This is a genomic window from Candidatus Clostridium eludens, from assembly GCF_045310515.1.
Classification (GTDB): Bacteria; Bacillota; Clostridia; order Clostridiales; family Clostridiaceae; genus Clostridium_B; species Clostridium_B eludens.
The window spans coordinates 26,338-43,312 of record NZ_JBJHZX010000036.1 but is presented as its reverse complement, the minus strand read 5'-3'; the positions used below and the strand labels follow the sequence as shown (position 1 = coordinate 43,312).

Sequence of the window (16,975 nt, the reverse complement as noted above, 5' to 3'; positions counted from 1 at the left end):
TTTAAGGCGGTTTTCTACATAATTTTATCCTGTAAATGTTTTATACATTAATTTACATTAAACTGTCCATACGTCAGATGGTTTAGGATTGCCTCCTTCCCCGTAATATTCAAATACGTATCCTGCTGGCCGGCAAAGGAGGCCGTCGGTAAATCCTCTGCAGTTGCGCTGGAACGCACGGCATAGGCATCTTTTTCACCAAACTTTGTGAGATAATCCGCGATCTCTTCTGTTATATCCTTAGAAATAGATATTCTTTCGATAACCATGCGAACTTTCTTGCTAACTTCACCAGCTTTTTCCTTATCTTCTACTCTAAGATGTGATAATTCATCTAATAAACTGTTAAGTTCCTTATTATTTCCAGTTATCTTTTTATATGCTTCCGTGGTGACACAAAAACCTTTTGGTACTGGGATCCCGAGAGCCTTGGATAGTTCCCCTAGGTTGGCGCCTTTACCCCCCACTATGGAAAGCTTTGTTTTGTCAATTTCCTGAAAACTAAGTACATATGAATTCATACATATTCTCCTTCCTCTTTTCCAGGTATGGATGAAGTAATTCTCTATGACGTGATATCTGTTCCTATAATACACACAATAAGAGGAAATTATAAGCCTGTTATTTAAAAATTTCATATGATATAATTAAACTGGAGGGGAACAAACGTGACTAAAATGGTTATTATTAGCATTTTCTCCTCCTTAGACAAAAATAAAAGACCCTTGGCGTAGTAAAAACACGTCAAAAGTCTCATTTCGCATTTTAGGGTTAAATTTTATTGGTTTTTGTGAATATTTTCAATAAACGTAAGTAGTGATTTGCTTCACGTAAAGTATGGTCGCCTAACAATGGTATTATTATGGACTTAATTTTACATTCTACCAATCCCTGCGTACCTTGTGCCTTAAATTTGCTTATTTCCATGGTTGCTTTCAGGCTATCATCTGTAATTTTTGAAATGGGCATTGCCTTATCCATGGCCTCTTTTGCCTCTTTTGTCAACTTATCAAATTCATTACCAAAGTTATTTGCTGTATTTATAAGTTCATTTTCAGTTGGATCAAGAAGCCCACGAATAAATTTCGAATGTTCAGCCATAATTCTATTCCAGAATGTTTCTTGTTCATAAGCCTCTTTTTCCACGTTTATTTCTCCGTGATTTTGCAGTCTTTGAACCAGCATAAAATAAAACTTTGCTTCCCTTAAAATATGATCGATAAGTAAAGGATAATTAGTTGTAAATATCCTACAAGATAAAACATCTGATAATAACTTAGTTTTAAACTCTGCTAAAGCTTTGGTTAACACCATAGCTCTCTGATTAAGCATAAATACTCTTTGTTCAAGCATAAGATTACCTGTCATTGGGACACCTCCCATCAAACCTGCCTCTGCTTTTGTCAAATTGACTGCAATATCTACTCCTGTAAAATATGCTGAAACCATTTCTGCTTTTAATGTAAAGGGCGTTATTACCTCACCAGACTGTAACACACTAGGGTTAACAACCCCATTAGATAGATATATAGCTTCTGCTAAAAGTTTATCAAATTCCTTTCGTAAGTTATCTGCCTGCTCCACATAACGTGAATCCACTGGTGTAAAACCCACTTCTAAAAAGAATGAATGTTCTTTCATGATCCTTGCAAAAAAAAGATGTAACTCCAGTGAGTGGCGTATAAACTCACTTCTAGATAGCATAGTCAATTCCCCTTAAAAAATTTTTTTCGATATCATTATATTAATTGTTGTCATTTAGTGTGAGTACAAGTCACCTTACCTATCTAAAATATTTATAGTTATAGAACTTTCCTGTTTACATAAGCATACTATAAAAAATGTAAGGATTATTAAAGGAGTAATAAAATGTTATGTCCAATAAGAAAATTTTTCTGTACTATTCAACCATACAATCGAGGATTGCCAACCAAAAGATATCCTTCTAACATTTATCCAATCACTACAGTAAATCCAGGCTCAAATTTTAATTGTTTATATTCTAGATATGGAGATTACAATGAAAGTTATTCTACTATTCCTACAAAAATCACTAAATCAGAAGTAGATTTAATAAATACTCTACGTATGCTCTGGGAGCAACATATTGTGTGGACAAGAATCACCATAATAAGTATACTAGCAGGTTTACCAGATGTGAATCTTGTTACCCAGCGGCTTCTTAGAAATCCCGTAGATTTTGAGAAAGCCTTAAAACCTTTCTACGGAGATAGAATTGCTTCTCAATTTAGAGATTTGCTTAAAAGTCATCTTATTATAGCTGCTGAACTGGTCAAGGCTGCTAAGGCTGGCAATAATCAAGCAGCTGCAAATGCTGAAAAAAGATGGTATGCCAATGCAGATGAAATTGCTAATTTCCTTGGTAGAATAAATCCTTATTGGTCTCAGGGAGACTGGCAAACAATGCTGCATGAACACTTAAAACTAACTAAATCTGAGGCAGTTGATATACTTACAGGAAATTATGCGGAAGGTATCAAATTATACGATGAAATTGAGAAACAAGCCCTAAAAATGGCTGATGTAATGGCAAAAGGTATTATTAAACAATTCCCGAGAAAATTTATAAGATAATTACTTTAGTATATCAAAAATAACAAAGCTCTTACCATATTAATATTAAGCTTATATTCTTTCGTTAGGATACAGGCTTAATCATTTCTATTAATCCTACCCAGTAGTCTTTTCAGAAGAAGTAGTAAGTTTCCTTTTTACAGATAGTGCGTGCAATAGCCATTATATCCCACAATCTACATAATAAAAAAAATAAGCACCAACAATATATTTGGTACTTATTTCTACAATGCCATAAGAGATATAACCTTTTGCATAATTGGAGTCTGCAGCATTATTTGGCCTATTGCTTATAGGTATTATTATAATTAATAATTGTTATGATATTATTTCGTATATGTTAAATAAATATTCATGCATATCAAAAGCACATCACAAAAAGACACTTGCCCAATAACAAATGCCTTTATATTGACACGATAAAATAAAAGTGATACACTAAGTTTAATGTCACCCTTATAAAAAAGTATAATATAATCCTCTAATTACATTATACACCCTTATAACAATGATGTCAACAGTATTTGAAAAAATCTTACTCAGTTATTCGTTAAAAAGGAGGGAGTATATCATGAACAGGAATGATGTTAAATGGGAGCTTGAAAATGAATGGCTACAGGAGGTGCTTAAAGAAGCTCGAAAACAATTTAATGAAAAACATGATTTTAAAGAAAGGTTTAAAAAGGATGCCATTAAAACACAAAGGGAACTGTGGCAGGATATAGGTTCTGTTTCCGTAAGTAACGGACTGCAGCAGATTGTAGACTTTATGCAATTTATCAATACAATGAAAATGGAGAAGAGAAGCCATGAGTTTACCAGAAAACTTGAGAAAAAGTATGAGAGAATGCTTTTATCACCTTATTTTGGAAGAATTGATTTTTTTGAAAAGGGAGATAAGAAAGCTGAAAAGTATTATATTGGAATCTCGAATCTTATTAATGATAATTACGATATTCTCATATATGACTGGCGTGCACCAGTTTCCAATATGTTTTATGATTACGAAATTGGAGAGGCTAGTTATGAATGTCCTGAAGGAATTATAGATGGAAAGCTTACACTGAAAAGACAGTATAAAATTAATGATGGTAAAATTGAGTATATGTTTGACAGTAATCTTAAGATAGATGATGAAGTGCTGCAAGATATCTTAAGTAAAAGCACTGATAGTAAAATGAAGACAATAGTAACAACTATTCAAAGAGAGCAGAATAAAGTAATCCGTAATGAGGAGTACAAAAATCTGATTGTCCAAGGTCCTGCTGGAAGCGGAAAGACCTCTGTTGCTCTTCATAGAATTGCCTATCTCTTATATAAACATCGGGATAAAATAAAGCCTCAAAATATAGTAATATTCTCTCCCAATAATATTTTTAATGATTATATTTCCAATGTATTGCCACAGCTTGGAGAAGACAATATGTACCAGACTACATTTAGGGAATATATGCATATGGCCTTAGGCAGTGAGCTTATAAAGGAAAACTATTGCGAGATGATGGAATACATCCTCGTTTCTAAGAAGCAGGATTCTTACCAAAAGAGAATCGACAATATAAAATTTAAGTCTTCCATGGAATTTGTAAATATATTAAAACAATATGTATCTTATCTGGAAAAGATGGATAGAAATTTTACAAATATCATTTTCAGAGGTAATTTGATAATTTCCTCTAAGGATATACAAGAATTATTTTTTAAGGATTATATACAGCTTCCGCTGAAAAGGAGGCTTGAAAAGATAAGAGAAAGAATTTTATTCCTTGTAGAGCCTTATAAAAAACTACGGATAGAAGAAGTGGCTAGCAATCTTGAGGATTCAGATTCTTATATGGATAAAGTAGAAATTATGAAGCGAAGTACACTTATTGTAAAGGAAGAAATGAAGAATATTTATTATGAAATTGATAGGACGACAGAACTTGATTTGGTGGATATTTATAAAAAGCTTTTTGAGAAATTTGAGTTTTTTTATACAAGTTCAAATACTAAATACAGTGAGACGGAAATTGATGAAATCAAAAGCTATACTCTAGAAAATCTGAATACTGGAATACTTAATTATGAGGATCAGCCGCCCCTTCTATATTTAAAAGGTGCCATCGGTGAGCTTCCCAAAACCTCAGAAATCAAATATGTTATTATTGATGAAGCACAGGACTATACACCGTTACAGTATGAGATATTTCATCAGCTTTTCGAGTCTGCCAGTATCACCATACTGGGAGATTTACATCAATCCATCAATCCGTTTATGAATGTAGGAGATTATAGTAATATATCTAACATATTTTCAAAAGATAATACCTGCATAATAAACTTAACCAAAAGCTACAGATCAACAATAGAAATCACCAAGTTTTCAAGAAGGCTGCTTAATAAGGAGATTTCTGATGAATGCGTAGAAAGAAGTGGAGAGGAGCCTTTACTCCTTGGTTTCATAGATGAAGAGGCTATAAAAGAAAAACTTCTTGAGGATATAAAAATATATAACGCGAAAGGTTACAAATCAATTGGTATCATAACAAGGACCGTAAAAGAAGCAGAAGAGTTGTATAGTTTCCTAAAAGATAAAGTTCATGTTAAATCCATAATGAAGGATGATGATGAATATGTAAGTGATACCTTGGTAATTCCATCTTACCTTTCTAAAGGATTAGAATTTGATGTGGTGCTTATATATAATGCAGGAGATGGAAATTATAGTTATGAAGAGGAAAGACTGCTGCTTTATACTATCTGTACTAGAGCGCTTCATACTTTATGCATATACTATTCCGGTAAGATTACACCACTGCTGAAAGGAAGTTATTAAGTTTATTACTGCTAAGCAGGACTACTCAATTTTTGGCGATCTTTCTAAAGTAGTAGAAGATAGCTGTAGTCAGTTTGTAATTACAAGTAGGTCTGTGTCTAAAGGTTGAATCAAAGTAATTCTTGTTGGGGAGAAACTAGGTTTTTAAATATGTGTGTTTACTATTCTGCAATTCGTAATTTGGACTAATATAGAAAATTCTCTAATATTTATATAAAAACATATGAATATTTAGTGCATACAGTGTATATTACGAATTGCAGCTATTATTGAAAACAGTAGAGAATTAAAATTACATATGTTACTATATAATAGTAAAAGTAATACGATGCATATGATGCATATTTTAAAGAAAGGATTGAAAAGGAAAAGTGATTCCAAGTACTTATAAGACACTATACTTGCTAAAAAAGTATGATGTCTCTAGACAGACATTGTATAATTGGATTAAAAACGGTTTTATATCTGAGCCTGAAAAAGATTGGAGAGGATGGAGAATTTGGACAGATGAATCTTTAAATGAAATTGAACAAATTATAAAATTAAAAAAACATAAATCTGAAACAATTAAAATTCAGGAGGAAAAAAAATTATACATAAATAATAGAAGATATTTAGGAAGTAAATATAAATTAATAAATTTCATAAAAGATATTGTAAAAGAGGAATGTGGAAAATTTCATGTCTTCAGTGATATATTTGGAGGAACTGGAGTTGTAGGATATACTTTTAACAATAAAGATAATAAAGTAATTATGAATGATATATTATGTTCAAATTATCTGGCTTATAAAACATGGTTCAGTAATGAAGAATATGATAAAACAAAAATGATTAAATTGATAAATGAATTTAATCATTTAGAAGCTAATGAGGAAAATTATGTATCTGAGAATTTTGGCGGTAAATATTTTACAACAGAAAATGCTAAAAAGATTGGAAATATAAGACATGAAATAGAGCTATTGAGTTCTTCATTGACTTTTAGAGAAAAGGCAATATTAATTACATCACTAATTTATGCTGTGGATAAAGTCGCCAATACATGTGGACACTATGATGCCTTTAGAAAAAAAATAGATAGTTTACAGGCAGTAAAATTACAAATGCCAGCTATTGATGATTATTCTAATAATAATAATGAAATATATAAAGAAGATGCAAATGAACTTGTAAAAAAAATTTCATCAGATATTACATATATTGATACTCCGTATAATTCTAGGCAATATTCTGATTCTTACCATTTATTAGAGAACATTGCGGAGTGGAAAAAACCCCAAGTAATTGGGGTAGCAAAAAAGATGATAGATAGAAGTAAAATTAAAAGTAAATATTGCACTGTTAAGGCACCATTAGTGTTTGATAATTTAGTTCAGAACTTAGATACAAAATATATACTAGTTTCTTATAATGATATGGCAGAAAAGGGTAATGGTAGGTCAAATTCTAAAATTTCTGATGAAGAAATTTTAGAATCGTTGAATAAAAGAGGTAAAATTAAAGTATTTGACACAGACTTTCAATATTTCACTACAGGCAAAACTAAACTAGTTGAGCATAAAGAAAGAATATTTCTATGTAAATGCACATAAGAAAAGAGGTAGAAGTTTGAAATTTTATATGAACGATTTAATCAAATCACCTTTAAATTACACAGGGGGTAAATATAAGCTCCTAGATCAAATACTACCCATGCTACCTGATAGCACAAATAGATTTATAGATTTGTTTTGTGGGGGATGTAATGTGGGAATAAATGCAAAATTTAATGAGGTAATTTTTATAGATAATCAAAAGCAACTTATGAGACTATTTGAGACATTTAAAGATAATGATAAAGATTATATTTTACATACAATAGAAAACATAATTAATACATATGGACTTTCTCAGTCCTCTAGGCATGGATATGATTATTATAATTGTTCAAGTTCAAATGGATTAGGCGAATATAATAAAATCAATTTTTTAAAAATGAGAAAAGATTATAATTGCAGAGAAGAAGATAATTTTTATAACGATATATTATTTTATACAATAATAATTTTTGCCTTTAATAATCAAATCAGATTTAACAAGATGGGAAAATGCAATATACCAGTAGGAAAAAGAGATTTTAATGATAGGATTAGAAAAAATCTTTTAAGCTTTATTGATAGAATAGAAGATATTAATGCAAAGTTTGTTATGAGTGATTTTAGGGAATTTGAATTTTATGATAAAGAAAAAGATACAGTTATTTATGCTGATCCACCTTATCTAATCAGTAATGCTGCGTATAATGAACAAGATGGATGGAATGATAAAAAAGAAAAAGCATTATTAGAATTATTAGATTATATTCATAGTAAAAAAATTAAGTTTGCATTATCCAATGTTATAGAAAGTAAGGGAATAAAAAATGAAATATTAATTAACTGGAGTAGAAAGTATAATGTTAATCATTTAGATTTTAGTTATAAAAATTCAAATTATCAAAAGAAATCAGAACATAGAAATGCCAAAAATATCGAAGTTCTAATAACAAATTATTAGATTTAATCCTATATTTAAAAATATAGGATTTTTTTATAATAAGTTATATAATGTATGTGGAGGGATAATTTTGGGTATTTATCAAATAGACAGAATTCAATATATTGAGAAAAAGGACAAGCTTATCATATTTGAATTTTATTTAGTTGAAAGTTTAAATGAGTTTATCTATAAATTTAAGCAACAAGATTATAAATTTACTAATAATTATATAAATGATAATTATTTACATAAACTAAATATATTATATGATTTATCAGAAAGAAAATGTTGTTATCTATTCATTATAATTTATGATAGAAAACTTGAAAAAATATATTATTACCTGAAGACAGAGGATAATGAACAGAAAATTATGGATTATAATGAATTTAGGGAGAAATTCACCAGAATAAATAATATAGATGGTGTCGATAAAAAATCTAAAAAATTAGGTGCCGTAAGGAAAGAAAATAAAGATACATTTGTTTTAGAAACTTTAAAAAAGATAGATAGTAGTATAAATGGAAATGATGATAATGGATTAGAAATCACGAAAAATATGTTAGGAGAATATACAACAAAAGGGTTTGATCTGGATTTATTTCAGTATATTAATTCTACAGATGAAACCATTATATACGAGTTTTTGAAAAGAGAAAATAGTGGTGTGACGAATTATACAGCTCATCCAATGAGATATTGTTGGACAGGCTACAAAACAGATAATAGACAAAAATTTATTAGCTTGTGGAATGTAAAAGAGAAGCTTAATGGAAGATTATATTTGATTAATTATAGTGATGATACTAATGAAGGTATAGGAATTTCCGAAATATTAAATTTAGATAATAAAAAGGGTATTAGAAAAGAGTATAAATACAATCTTACATATGATGAATTCATTGGGTGGATGAAAATGATGGATAATTATAATTATTCAGATAAGGATTATTTGAGAATTTACAATAATAAAAGAAAGTGTTTTAATGAGGATTTTTTTCATAATTGGAAATACAATAAAATAAATTATGGCTAAGGATCTAAAAAGATACTTAGTTGATTCTAGGTATTTTTAGATGTGTGTAAATATTTATTTAACGTATACCAAATAATATTATAACAATTAGTGAATATAATAATACCCATGGTACCCATGATAAACTATGGTTATGCAAAATGTTAATAATCCTTACAATATGATGATAATTATCTACCCACATAAAAATAAGTGCCAGTATTTAGGACGCTTATTTTTACATATTAATAAGAATAAATAATTACCACCCATAATTAGTAATTGTAAGTAAATACCCAAGGACGAAGTCTTAGAAGGGTATTACCTAAACAGACATATATTTTTTTCAGCAACTTCCTTTATAGCTTCTTTGTACATTTTTTCATATTGTTCGTCTGCCATGGAAGAAGTTCTACAAAGTGCTAAAGTAAATAACATCATAAAAACAACAATCATAATTGAAGAAATTTCCCACATAAAAAACCCTCCTAAAGTTTTTATTATATTAATATGTTCTTTAATTGCTTTATTTAACTTTGCTTTGAAATAAATTGTAACTAATAATTATGGGGATAATACTGGGTAATTATGTGAAGTTTATGTTATTTATAGGTTTGTGCAATTATGATTTATTCTAATCTAAGATAAAAGAATGTGGCCGCTATGACGTTAAATAGAGGGTTTTACATGAATTTTTGCTATGTCTATTGTTAGTTTAGGTTGTAATGTTCTTATATAGAATACCTGAGAATATGAAAAAAGACATTCTTCTGAGTGTCTTTTTTGTTAACAAAAGGAGATTGAACAAGTTGTTGAGAGGATAACAAATGCACATAATGAGACTGGTCTATTGAGTAATCAGAATAATATCATATTGTAATACAATAAAAAAATATTAATAAATAATAATATAGTATTGAATAACAATTAAAATCTAGTTATAATATAATAGAGAGATATATTTAAAAATTGGAGGTTTGTAATATGATTAATCATAAAGGCTATTTATTTTTTTTAGAGATACTTCTAGATATAATTTTAGTAATGGGAGTAATAGCGCTAGTGACTTTTTCTCTGGTGACTGTTTTTTCAATGTCTCAATTTAGTAGTTTAGACTTAAGGACGCACGTATTTGCAATAATAGACTGTGCATTTTACTTATTAATAGTTTATGAATTAAAAAATATATTAAATAAAGTATTTGAAGAAAAACCATTTATAATTAACAATGTGAAAAGTTTTAGAAGAATAGCATATTATATTTTTGCTATAGGATTTGTGGATATGATAAATAATATAATTAGTAGAAGCTTTAGAATATTATTTGTTATAAATAAGAATGGTTCCGTTAAACCTGATATATTAGTATTTATTATATTAGGATGTGTTTTTTTAGTTACAGGAGATATATTTGAAAAAGCTATAAAAATAAAAGATGAAAATGACTTAACAATATAATGGAGAATAAGATGAGAATTATAGTTAACTTAGATGTTATAATGGCAAAGAGAAAAATGTCTCTTTCAGAATTAGCGAAGAAAGTTGGAATTACAAACGCAAATTTATCTATATTAAAAAATAACAAAGCAAAGGCAATAAGATTTTCTACTCTTGAAGCAATTTGTCGTGAATTACAGTGTCAACCGGGAGATTTACTGGAATATAAAGAAAATGATTAATGGAGAAAACTTAAAATAACAGTGAATTTTATGATAAAACTAAACGCCAAGGATTATCCATCCCTGGCATAAAGAAAAATATTGATTATATGAAGAATCAAAATGTTAATACAAGATTTTTAGTATGGGAAAGTTCTTATATAAATAGGGTGCGTAAATTTAGATTTAATATACTGGGAATATGTAGTTTAGTGCTATAAATTAGTATGAAGGCTTTTATTGAAGGGTTAAATGGGGCTCCAATGCAGAAAAACCCAAAATATAAGTTGACTATTTCTCATTTTTAAGGAAATTTTAAGAATAAAGATATAAAATAATTTATTAATAGCTCCTTTGTTGCTATAAAGTATTATAAAGAGACAAGCACCTGTCATCTAAGGTGCTTATTTCTATGTGTATACAAAATTTGGAAAATTATCTTTCGTATGGATGGGTTGTTTTAAAGTATGTGGAATTATTTGGGTTCTGCAAAGCTGATATCTCATATAGAATAAGACATCAAAAATGTACTCAGTGATATGTACAAGTTATTTATTAAGAGTAATAGCTAACTACAGAAGATATTGTAGAAGGCTCTGGTATACCTACAGAAGTAGTGATGTGCTGAGCGGAACTATAAATAAAGGTGAACTATATCTTTAGGAATATTTAAATAATTCAATTTGAGTGCCTCAAATTTCATGATATACTAGAATTAGTTATGGCTTCATTATAATGTTATAGTAGCTTGAATTAAACCTTATTTACAGCACTTCTGGAGGTGTACAAATTGGACTCAATGAAATATAATCAGTATTTAAGATATGTTGAATTACGTAGAGAAAGAATACAAGCATTTTCTAAATATCCATATTGTTTATCAGCCATAAGGGATTTATCCATATTGGAGTTTCATCCAAAAGTAACATATATAGTAGGAGAAAATGGTACTGGTAAATCAACAATACTTGAGGCCGTTGCGCTAGCATATGGATTTAATCCAGAAGGTGGAACAATAAATTTTAACTTTTCAACAAAAGATACTCATTCAGACCTATATAAGAATCTTAAGTTAGTTAGAGGGGTTAAAAGACCCAATGATGGTTTTTTCTTAAGAGCAGAAAGTCTTTATAATGTAGCTACAAATATAGATGAAATAGATGCTTCCAGTTCATATGGAGGGGTTTCACTACATTCACAATCTCATGGAGAATCTTTTTTATCAGTTATTAGAAATAGATTTAGTGGAAATGGTTTATATATTTTAGATGAACCAGAAGCAGCATTGTCACCATCAAGACAAATGTCTCTGATTGTTATAATGGATGAATTAATACAGAAAAGTTCTCAATTCATAATAGCTACTCATTCTCCTATAATAATGTCTTATCCAGATTCAATAATTTATGAATTAAGTGATGGAATAAAAAAAGTAAAATACAAGGATACTGAACATTATAAGATTACGAAAGCCTTTCTTGATAGACCAGAAAAAATGTTGCAAATGCTTCTCAATTGAAGGATTTTCCTGAATGAGTTTTATAATTATAAGATTTGGAATAAGCGTTTTGCTAATGTTATGCCAAAGGAAAATCCAAAATTAAATGAAGCTTGGCTAAAACGATTAAACAATCCAAAAGCAATAGCAAGATATTCAACTACATCAGAAATAGAAAATGATCTTGAATCTTTATCAAATAATATAACTCCTGATAATGTTAAAGTACATACCTTTGTACAGTCGTTTATAGTTTAATATTAAATATGTCTAGTACAAACATAAATAATGGTATGCCAAGTAAAAGACCCCATAGACCTATGTATTTTTCTGATAATATTAAAATAACAAATACCAAAAATTTAGGAATTTTTATGCTATCTGACATCAGCTTAGGTATTAATATATAATTCTCAATTAAATGAAGTATTATCACCATTATTAGTACTTGAAATATTTTTACAAAACCACCTATTTGAAAAGCAATTAAAGAAAGTGGTACAAGCGCAATCATTATGCCAACTACAGGGATTTGCACTAAAACAAATATCATTAGACCTAATCCTAATACTTGTGGAAAACCAAGTATGACTAGACCGATTACTGAAAGTGTGGCATCAAAAAGTCCTATAATTAGTTGAGTCCTTATAACTTTACCAAATGAATCTGTAAAACTTTTTCCATAGGCTTTAAGATATTTAAATATACTTAGTTTACTGCTCTTTTCTGCATTCTCAAATGCCGCTGCCAAATTTTTTCTTTCCATATTAAAGACTATACTTAATACTAATGCAAGAATTACATTCAAGCTAAATTGTCCTATATCGGAAATTGTACTTAGTAATGTGTTACTATCTTTTTCAATTATTTGACCTATATTCCAATCTTTAATATATGGCTTGATAAATTCTATAATTTTATCAGTACTATTTGAATTTAGATTTATACTTGTTATTTGTGTAACCAATGTGGTAGCCTGTTCTATAGCTTTAGGAATATAATTACACAGTAATAAAATAATAGATAATATTAAAGTAACATATATCAGTACAGAAAATAACTTTCGTATTAGTGGGGTTAACTTATATAATAATCTACCAACAACTTTATTCATAGTGTATATTAAATAAGAAAATAGAAATGTAAATAATATTATGTTGATAGAATCACGTAGAAAATACAAAAGTATAACAATAAATGATATTGCTATAATCTTTTGAACTGTCTCAAGTTTAAAGATATTTTTTAGATTATCAATAAATAGATTCATTTGTTCTCCTTCTAATTAAGGGTTCATAATGGTTTGTTAAAAACTATATTTTAAATTTAGTATACCTTATTTTTATTATATTTCAAGAGAATTAAAATTTCATTAAATTTATTTTTTAAAGTATTAGTTTAATGGATAATTCCATGACACCATTTATCAACAAAAAATTAGTAATGCATTTTAGGGTATTAATTTTTTGTAAAGAGGTGTAAAATTGGTATCAAGTGATTCTTAGGTTCAGGTGGAGTTTGCTTATGAGAAATACTTTTCTCCATCTGAAACTTATTAACAGTATTCTTAGTGTCTTTAGCACTTAGAATACGTTATCCTTTAGGAGAAGAACTTATCCAGGCGCGTAGCAGTGCTTATCCCCCACTTTAAAGAAGAGGGGGATGTTAGCGATGGTAGCGTTCGGATAAAATAAATTACGTAAAAAATTGTGGAGTATTTTGAAGATAAATAACAAATATAGGTTGGATAACAAGTATATCTTTATTTAGCATATTGTTATAACCATAGACATATTTTATATATATGCCCAGAAAGAGGAGTTGGTAGCATGAATTTCGATATATTTTCTTTGATTCTAGGCTATGCCATAGCACCTAGCTTATACTACAGAGGCTTTTCAAATAAAATAATTAAAAAAGCTCCTACAAAAGATAAAGTTATTGCTTTAACTTTTGATGATGGACCTAATCCTGAGTATACACCAAAACTTTTGGATGTGCTTAAAACAAATAATGTAAAATGTACATTTTTTGTCCTTGCAGAAAATGCACAAAAGTATCCTGATATAATTAAGCGTATTGAAAATGAGGGACATTACATTGGACTTCATTCTTTAAAGCATACAAATGCAATTTTTTCATTGCCATATCAAACACGAAAAAATTTTTGTAAAGCTTTAAATATTATGAATAATTTAGGTGTAAAAATTAAATTTTTTAGACCTCCCTGGGGAATATTTAATCCATTAACGAATTATTATGCTAAGGCCAATAATTTGCAGATTATTCTTTGGTCTATTCATGCTATGGATTGGAGTAGATGGGTAACTGAAGATTACATAAAAAAGAAACTTATGAACAATGTAAAATCTGGTGACATCATATTATTACACGATGGTAGGGGCTCGAAAAATTCGCCTATAAAGACAATAAGAGCCCTTCAAACTGTTTTACCCGTTCTTAAGAGAAAAGGATATAGATTTATTCTTGTCAGGGATTTATAAAGGCAGGTGTCTTGAGTAATTTGTGATATAATATTTACAAATGTTATTACAATTTTGGAGTTTATGAAGAACAAATAACTTCTTAGATGCTAAAAGGTGTCTAGGTGAAAGGAGAAAAAATGAGCAGAACTAGTTTAAGTACGTACATTTGGAACATATTCTGGGGCTATTGGATATTATCTGCTATGTATACTCGCTTAAGAGTAAAAAAAGTATCCAGTGGACAAAGAAATACACAAAGGATTGTTCATTTAAGTTTTGTTATAATAGCGTTTTTTATTACCTTATTTCAATTTAGACATATTACTTTCTGGAACAAGAGTATCTCTGATAATTTGACGGTTCAATATACTGGTGTTGTAATTTTAATAACATCTCTTTTATTTGCTGTTTGGGCAAGGGTAACATTAGGAAGAAATTGGAGTGGAGCCATACAAAAGGTAGAAGGGCAAAGATTAGTTCGGAGTGGTCCATATAAGTATATTAGGAATCCGATTTATACAGGAATTATTTTTGGTTTTTTTGGTACATTTATTACCTTTGGAACTATGGCTTCATTAGTAGGATTTATTATTATTTTACTGATTTACATTATTAAAATCAACAATGAACAAAAATTTTTAATGAAAGAGTTTGGTGAAGAATATAGAAAATACATTGCTGAAAGCTGGGCTTTAATACCGTTTATATTCTGAAATTTTAAAGTTGAATTTATATCATGAGATTATATGTGAAAAAAGGTGGAAATTTATTGGACGTTTTACCTGAATACGGTGTTTGTACTGAGAGGAGGAAAAGTTGTTGGGTGAATTATGTGAATTGCCTAATATAGGTAAAAAATTAGAAGCACAGCTTAATGAAGTTGGAATAGAAACAGTTGGACAATTAAAAAGAATCGGAAGTAAACAGGCTTGGCTAGATATTAAAGCTATAGACAATTCAGCGTGCATCAATAGATTATGTGCCATAGAAGGCGCAATACAAGGAATTAGATGGCATAGTCTTTCAAACGAAGTAAAAAATGAACTAAGAGAGTTTTATAATACAGTAAGATAACTAAAAGAAAAATTTTGAGGAATTAAAGCACCTGATTTTTACATGATTATGTATAGTTCATTAACATAATGATGTAATCTGAAAGTTGTGATATAACTTTTTTATTATTTATAGTCAATAAAAAGGCTGTTGCAAAACTTGCAACAGTCCTTCGTGGACTTACGTTATAGTTCACTGAGATGCCAATTTTAAATCACCATTGTTAACCCAATCTATAACATTTCCATTCTCATCAATACCAATATAGGAATTTCTATATTTCATACTTCTAACTTTCGGATCTCCACCATGATTACTCCAAGAAATAACTGTGTATGGAGTTGTTTTTCTAGTAAATCTAATTGAGACATTACTTTTATAATAAATATCAAAAATTTTACATAAAAATTTTCATGAAAACTTTGACTCTTACCTTGGGGGAGGGATTATGATTATTTATGAGGTGAAGAATTATGTTATACACGGTGAAAGAAGTTGCAGAGTTAACGGGAGTTACCATAAAAACACTCCATCATTATCATAAAATAGAATTGCTGCAACCATGTAAGATAAATGATGCCGGATATCGTCTCTATGGGACAGAAGAACTTGAACGTTTGCAGCAGATATTATTCTACCGTGAGCTTGATTTTTCACTGAATGATATCAAAAAAGCACTGAAGGATGAACCGAATCGATTAGAGTGTTTAGCTAAACAACAGGAACTGATCCTTGCGCGCGAACAGAGGCTGGATTGTCTGCTAAAGACCATAAATGAATCGATTGTCCTTGGGAGGAAAGGAGAAGTTATGGATAAATCTGCAATGTTTAAAGGGTTTGATAAAGAAGAATGGAAAGATGCACTTTCAGAGCAAAACAAATATATTAAAGATAAATACGGCTATGATATGCCAGTGGTACAGGAAGCTCAAGTGAATAACATGAATGAACAAGCTGTGGAAGCAAAGCAATTTATTGATTATATAAGAGATGCCCTTAAAGGGGGATGGAAGGCTGATGACAAAAGGGTACGAGAAAGATTGAAAAACCATATTACATTTTTAAATAATTATGGTCATAGTATTAATGTTAAGTCATTTGCAGCGCAGACAAGGTTTTTTTTAGATGATGATTTTCATAGAAATATGCTTGAAAATCAGATGATTGGGCTTTCCTACTACCTTTGTATTGTGGCAGATATGTATGCAGCTTCAAATTAATAAAGATTCTGTGGCTATCTGTTTTTAGCGGCAGAGAAATTATTAAGTTGTTGAATGAAATGCTGCTGGGTAAGTATGATATCTTGATAATGGATGGACGAACCCAGTAACC

16 protein-coding genes and 1 pseudogene are annotated in these 16,975 nt (G+C 29.3%); 13 read left to right on the top strand and 4 right to left on the bottom strand.

Annotation, left to right across the window (positions count from 1 at the left end; all coding sequences use genetic code 11):
* Positions 1-71 precede the first annotated feature (71 nt).
* Positions 72-521: pseudogene (locus tag ACJDU8_RS19560) on the bottom strand (PEP/pyruvate-binding domain-containing protein); the annotation flags it as partial.
* A gap of 250 nt (positions 522-771) precedes the next feature.
* Positions 772-1,704 carry a DUF2935 domain-containing protein gene (locus tag ACJDU8_RS19555; RefSeq protein WP_406793851.1) on the bottom strand — a complete coding sequence of 311 codons (933 nt, stop codon included), beginning with the start codon at positions 1,702-1,704 and terminating at the stop codon, positions 772-774.
* Between the two features lie 165 nt (positions 1,705-1,869).
* Between ACJDU8_RS19555 and ACJDU8_RS19550 the strand changes: the two genes are divergently transcribed.
* The 5 genes from ACJDU8_RS19550 (at position 1,870) to ACJDU8_RS19530 (ending at position 8,969) form a co-directional block, all read left to right on the top strand.
* The gene (locus ACJDU8_RS19550; protein ID WP_406793850.1) at positions 1,870-2,595 is read left to right on the top strand and encodes an acetylglutamate kinase; all 726 of its coding nucleotides are present in this window, start codon (positions 1,870-1,872) and stop codon (positions 2,593-2,595) included.
* 571 nt (positions 2,596-3,166) lie between these two features.
* Positions 3,167-5,413, top strand: a complete 2,247-nt coding sequence (gene helD / locus ACJDU8_RS19545; protein ID WP_406793849.1) for an RNA polymerase recycling motor HelD — start codon at positions 3,167-3,169, stop codon at positions 5,411-5,413.
* Between the two features lie 371 nt (positions 5,414-5,784).
* Complete coding sequence (locus ACJDU8_RS19540) at positions 5,785-7,008, top strand: DNA adenine methylase (protein ID WP_406793848.1); 1,224 nt, start codon at positions 5,785-5,787, stop codon at positions 7,006-7,008.
* A 16-nt stretch (positions 7,009-7,024) separates the two neighbouring features.
* On the top strand, positions 7,025-7,951 hold the full coding sequence (locus tag ACJDU8_RS19535; protein ID WP_406793847.1) for a Dam family site-specific DNA-(adenine-N6)-methyltransferase: 927 nt from the start codon (positions 7,025-7,027) through the stop codon (positions 7,949-7,951).
* Positions 7,952-8,021: 70 nt separating this feature from the next.
* On the top strand, positions 8,022-8,969 hold the full coding sequence (locus ACJDU8_RS19530; protein ID WP_406793846.1) for a hypothetical protein: 948 nt from the start codon (positions 8,022-8,024) through the stop codon (positions 8,967-8,969).
* Between the two features lie 300 nt (positions 8,970-9,269).
* Here ACJDU8_RS19530 and ACJDU8_RS19525 read toward each other — a convergent pair whose 3' ends face one another.
* Positions 9,270-9,425, bottom strand: coding sequence for a hypothetical protein (locus ACJDU8_RS19525; RefSeq protein ID WP_406793845.1), 156 nt, complete (start codon positions 9,423-9,425; stop codon positions 9,270-9,272).
* A 507-nt stretch (positions 9,426-9,932) separates the two neighbouring features.
* Between ACJDU8_RS19525 and ACJDU8_RS19520 the strand changes: the two genes are divergently transcribed.
* The 4 genes from ACJDU8_RS19520 to ACJDU8_RS19505 all read left to right on the top strand — a co-directional run bounded on the left by ACJDU8_RS19520 (position 9,933) and on the right by ACJDU8_RS19505 (position 12,362).
* Entirely contained in the window at positions 9,933-10,406 is a 474-nt protein-coding gene (locus ACJDU8_RS19520; RefSeq protein WP_406793844.1) for a DUF2975 domain-containing protein, read from the top strand.
* Positions 10,407-10,417: 11 nt separating this feature from the next.
* Positions 10,418-10,627 carry a helix-turn-helix domain-containing protein gene (locus ACJDU8_RS19515; RefSeq protein ID WP_406793843.1) on the top strand — a complete coding sequence of 70 codons (210 nt, stop codon included), beginning with the start codon at positions 10,418-10,420 and terminating at the stop codon, positions 10,625-10,627.
* Between the two features lie 778 nt (positions 10,628-11,405).
* On the top strand, positions 11,406-12,125 hold the full coding sequence (locus ACJDU8_RS19510) for an AAA family ATPase (protein WP_406793853.1): 720 nt from the start codon (positions 11,406-11,408) through the stop codon (positions 12,123-12,125).
* Between the two features lie 60 nt (positions 12,126-12,185).
* Positions 12,186-12,362, top strand: a complete 177-nt coding sequence (locus tag ACJDU8_RS19505) for a hypothetical protein (protein ID WP_406793842.1) — start codon at positions 12,186-12,188, stop codon at positions 12,360-12,362.
* Here the strand turns inward: ACJDU8_RS19505 and ACJDU8_RS19500 are convergent.
* Positions 12,352-13,374 (bottom strand): AI-2E family transporter, encoded by a 1,023-nt coding sequence (locus ACJDU8_RS19500; RefSeq protein ID WP_406793841.1) that lies wholly within the window; start codon positions 13,372-13,374, stop codon positions 12,352-12,354. The two genes, ACJDU8_RS19505 and ACJDU8_RS19500, sit on opposite strands and share 11 nt — an antisense overlap.
* A 559-nt stretch (positions 13,375-13,933) precedes the next feature.
* Here ACJDU8_RS19500 and ACJDU8_RS19495 point away from each other — a divergent pair.
* The 4 genes from ACJDU8_RS19495 (at position 13,934) to ACJDU8_RS19480 (ending at position 16,863) form a co-directional block, all read left to right on the top strand.
* On the top strand, positions 13,934-14,608 hold the full coding sequence (locus ACJDU8_RS19495) for a polysaccharide deacetylase family protein (protein WP_406793840.1): 675 nt from the start codon (positions 13,934-13,936) through the stop codon (positions 14,606-14,608).
* A 104-nt stretch (positions 14,609-14,712) separates the two neighbouring features.
* Positions 14,713-15,303 carry a methyltransferase family protein gene (locus ACJDU8_RS19490; protein ID WP_406793839.1) on the top strand — a complete coding sequence of 197 codons (591 nt, stop codon included), beginning with the start codon at positions 14,713-14,715 and terminating at the stop codon, positions 15,301-15,303.
* Between the two features lie 106 nt (positions 15,304-15,409).
* Positions 15,410-15,664 carry a TfoX/Sxy family protein gene (locus ACJDU8_RS19485; RefSeq protein ID WP_406793838.1) on the top strand — a complete coding sequence of 85 codons (255 nt, stop codon included), beginning with the start codon at positions 15,410-15,412 and terminating at the stop codon, positions 15,662-15,664.
* A gap of 452 nt (positions 15,665-16,116) precedes the next feature.
* Complete coding sequence (locus tag ACJDU8_RS19480; protein ID WP_406793837.1) at positions 16,117-16,863, top strand: MerR family transcriptional regulator; 747 nt, start codon at positions 16,117-16,119, stop codon at positions 16,861-16,863.
* The last annotated feature ends 112 nt before the right edge of the window (positions 16,864-16,975 follow it).

What these genes read in the sequence shown, in the direction of transcription:
- ACJDU8_RS19555 (WP_406793851.1), bottom strand. Translation starts at nt 1,704, where the DNA reads ATGCTATCTAGAAGTGAGTTTATACGCCACTCACTGGAGTTACATCTT.
- ACJDU8_RS19550 (WP_406793850.1), top strand. Translation starts at nt 1,870, where the DNA reads ATGTTATGTCCAATAAGAAAATTTTTCTGTACTATTCAACCATACAAT.
- helD (WP_406793849.1), top strand. Translation starts at nt 3,167, where the DNA reads ATGAACAGGAATGATGTTAAATGGGAGCTTGAAAATGAATGGCTACAG.
- ACJDU8_RS19525 (WP_406793845.1), bottom strand. Translation starts at nt 9,425, where the DNA reads ATGTGGGAAATTTCTTCAATTATGATTGTTGTTTTTATGATGTTATTT.
- ACJDU8_RS19520 (WP_406793844.1), top strand. Translation starts at nt 9,933, where the DNA reads ATGATTAATCATAAAGGCTATTTATTTTTTTTAGAGATACTTCTAGAT.
- ACJDU8_RS19515 (WP_406793843.1), top strand. Translation starts at nt 10,418, where the DNA reads ATGAGAATTATAGTTAACTTAGATGTTATAATGGCAAAGAGAAAAATG.
- ACJDU8_RS19510 (WP_406793853.1), top strand. Translation starts at nt 11,406, where the DNA reads ATGAAATATAATCAGTATTTAAGATATGTTGAATTACGTAGAGAAAGA.
- ACJDU8_RS19505 (WP_406793842.1), top strand. Translation starts at nt 12,186, where the DNA reads ATGCCAAAGGAAAATCCAAAATTAAATGAAGCTTGGCTAAAACGATTA.
- ACJDU8_RS19500 (WP_406793841.1), bottom strand. Translation starts at nt 13,374, where the DNA reads ATGAATCTATTTATTGATAATCTAAAAAATATCTTTAAACTTGAGACA.
- ACJDU8_RS19495 (WP_406793840.1), top strand. Translation starts at nt 13,934, where the DNA reads ATGAATTTCGATATATTTTCTTTGATTCTAGGCTATGCCATAGCACCT.
- ACJDU8_RS19480 (WP_406793837.1), top strand. Translation starts at nt 16,117, where the DNA reads ATGTTATACACGGTGAAAGAAGTTGCAGAGTTAACGGGAGTTACCATA.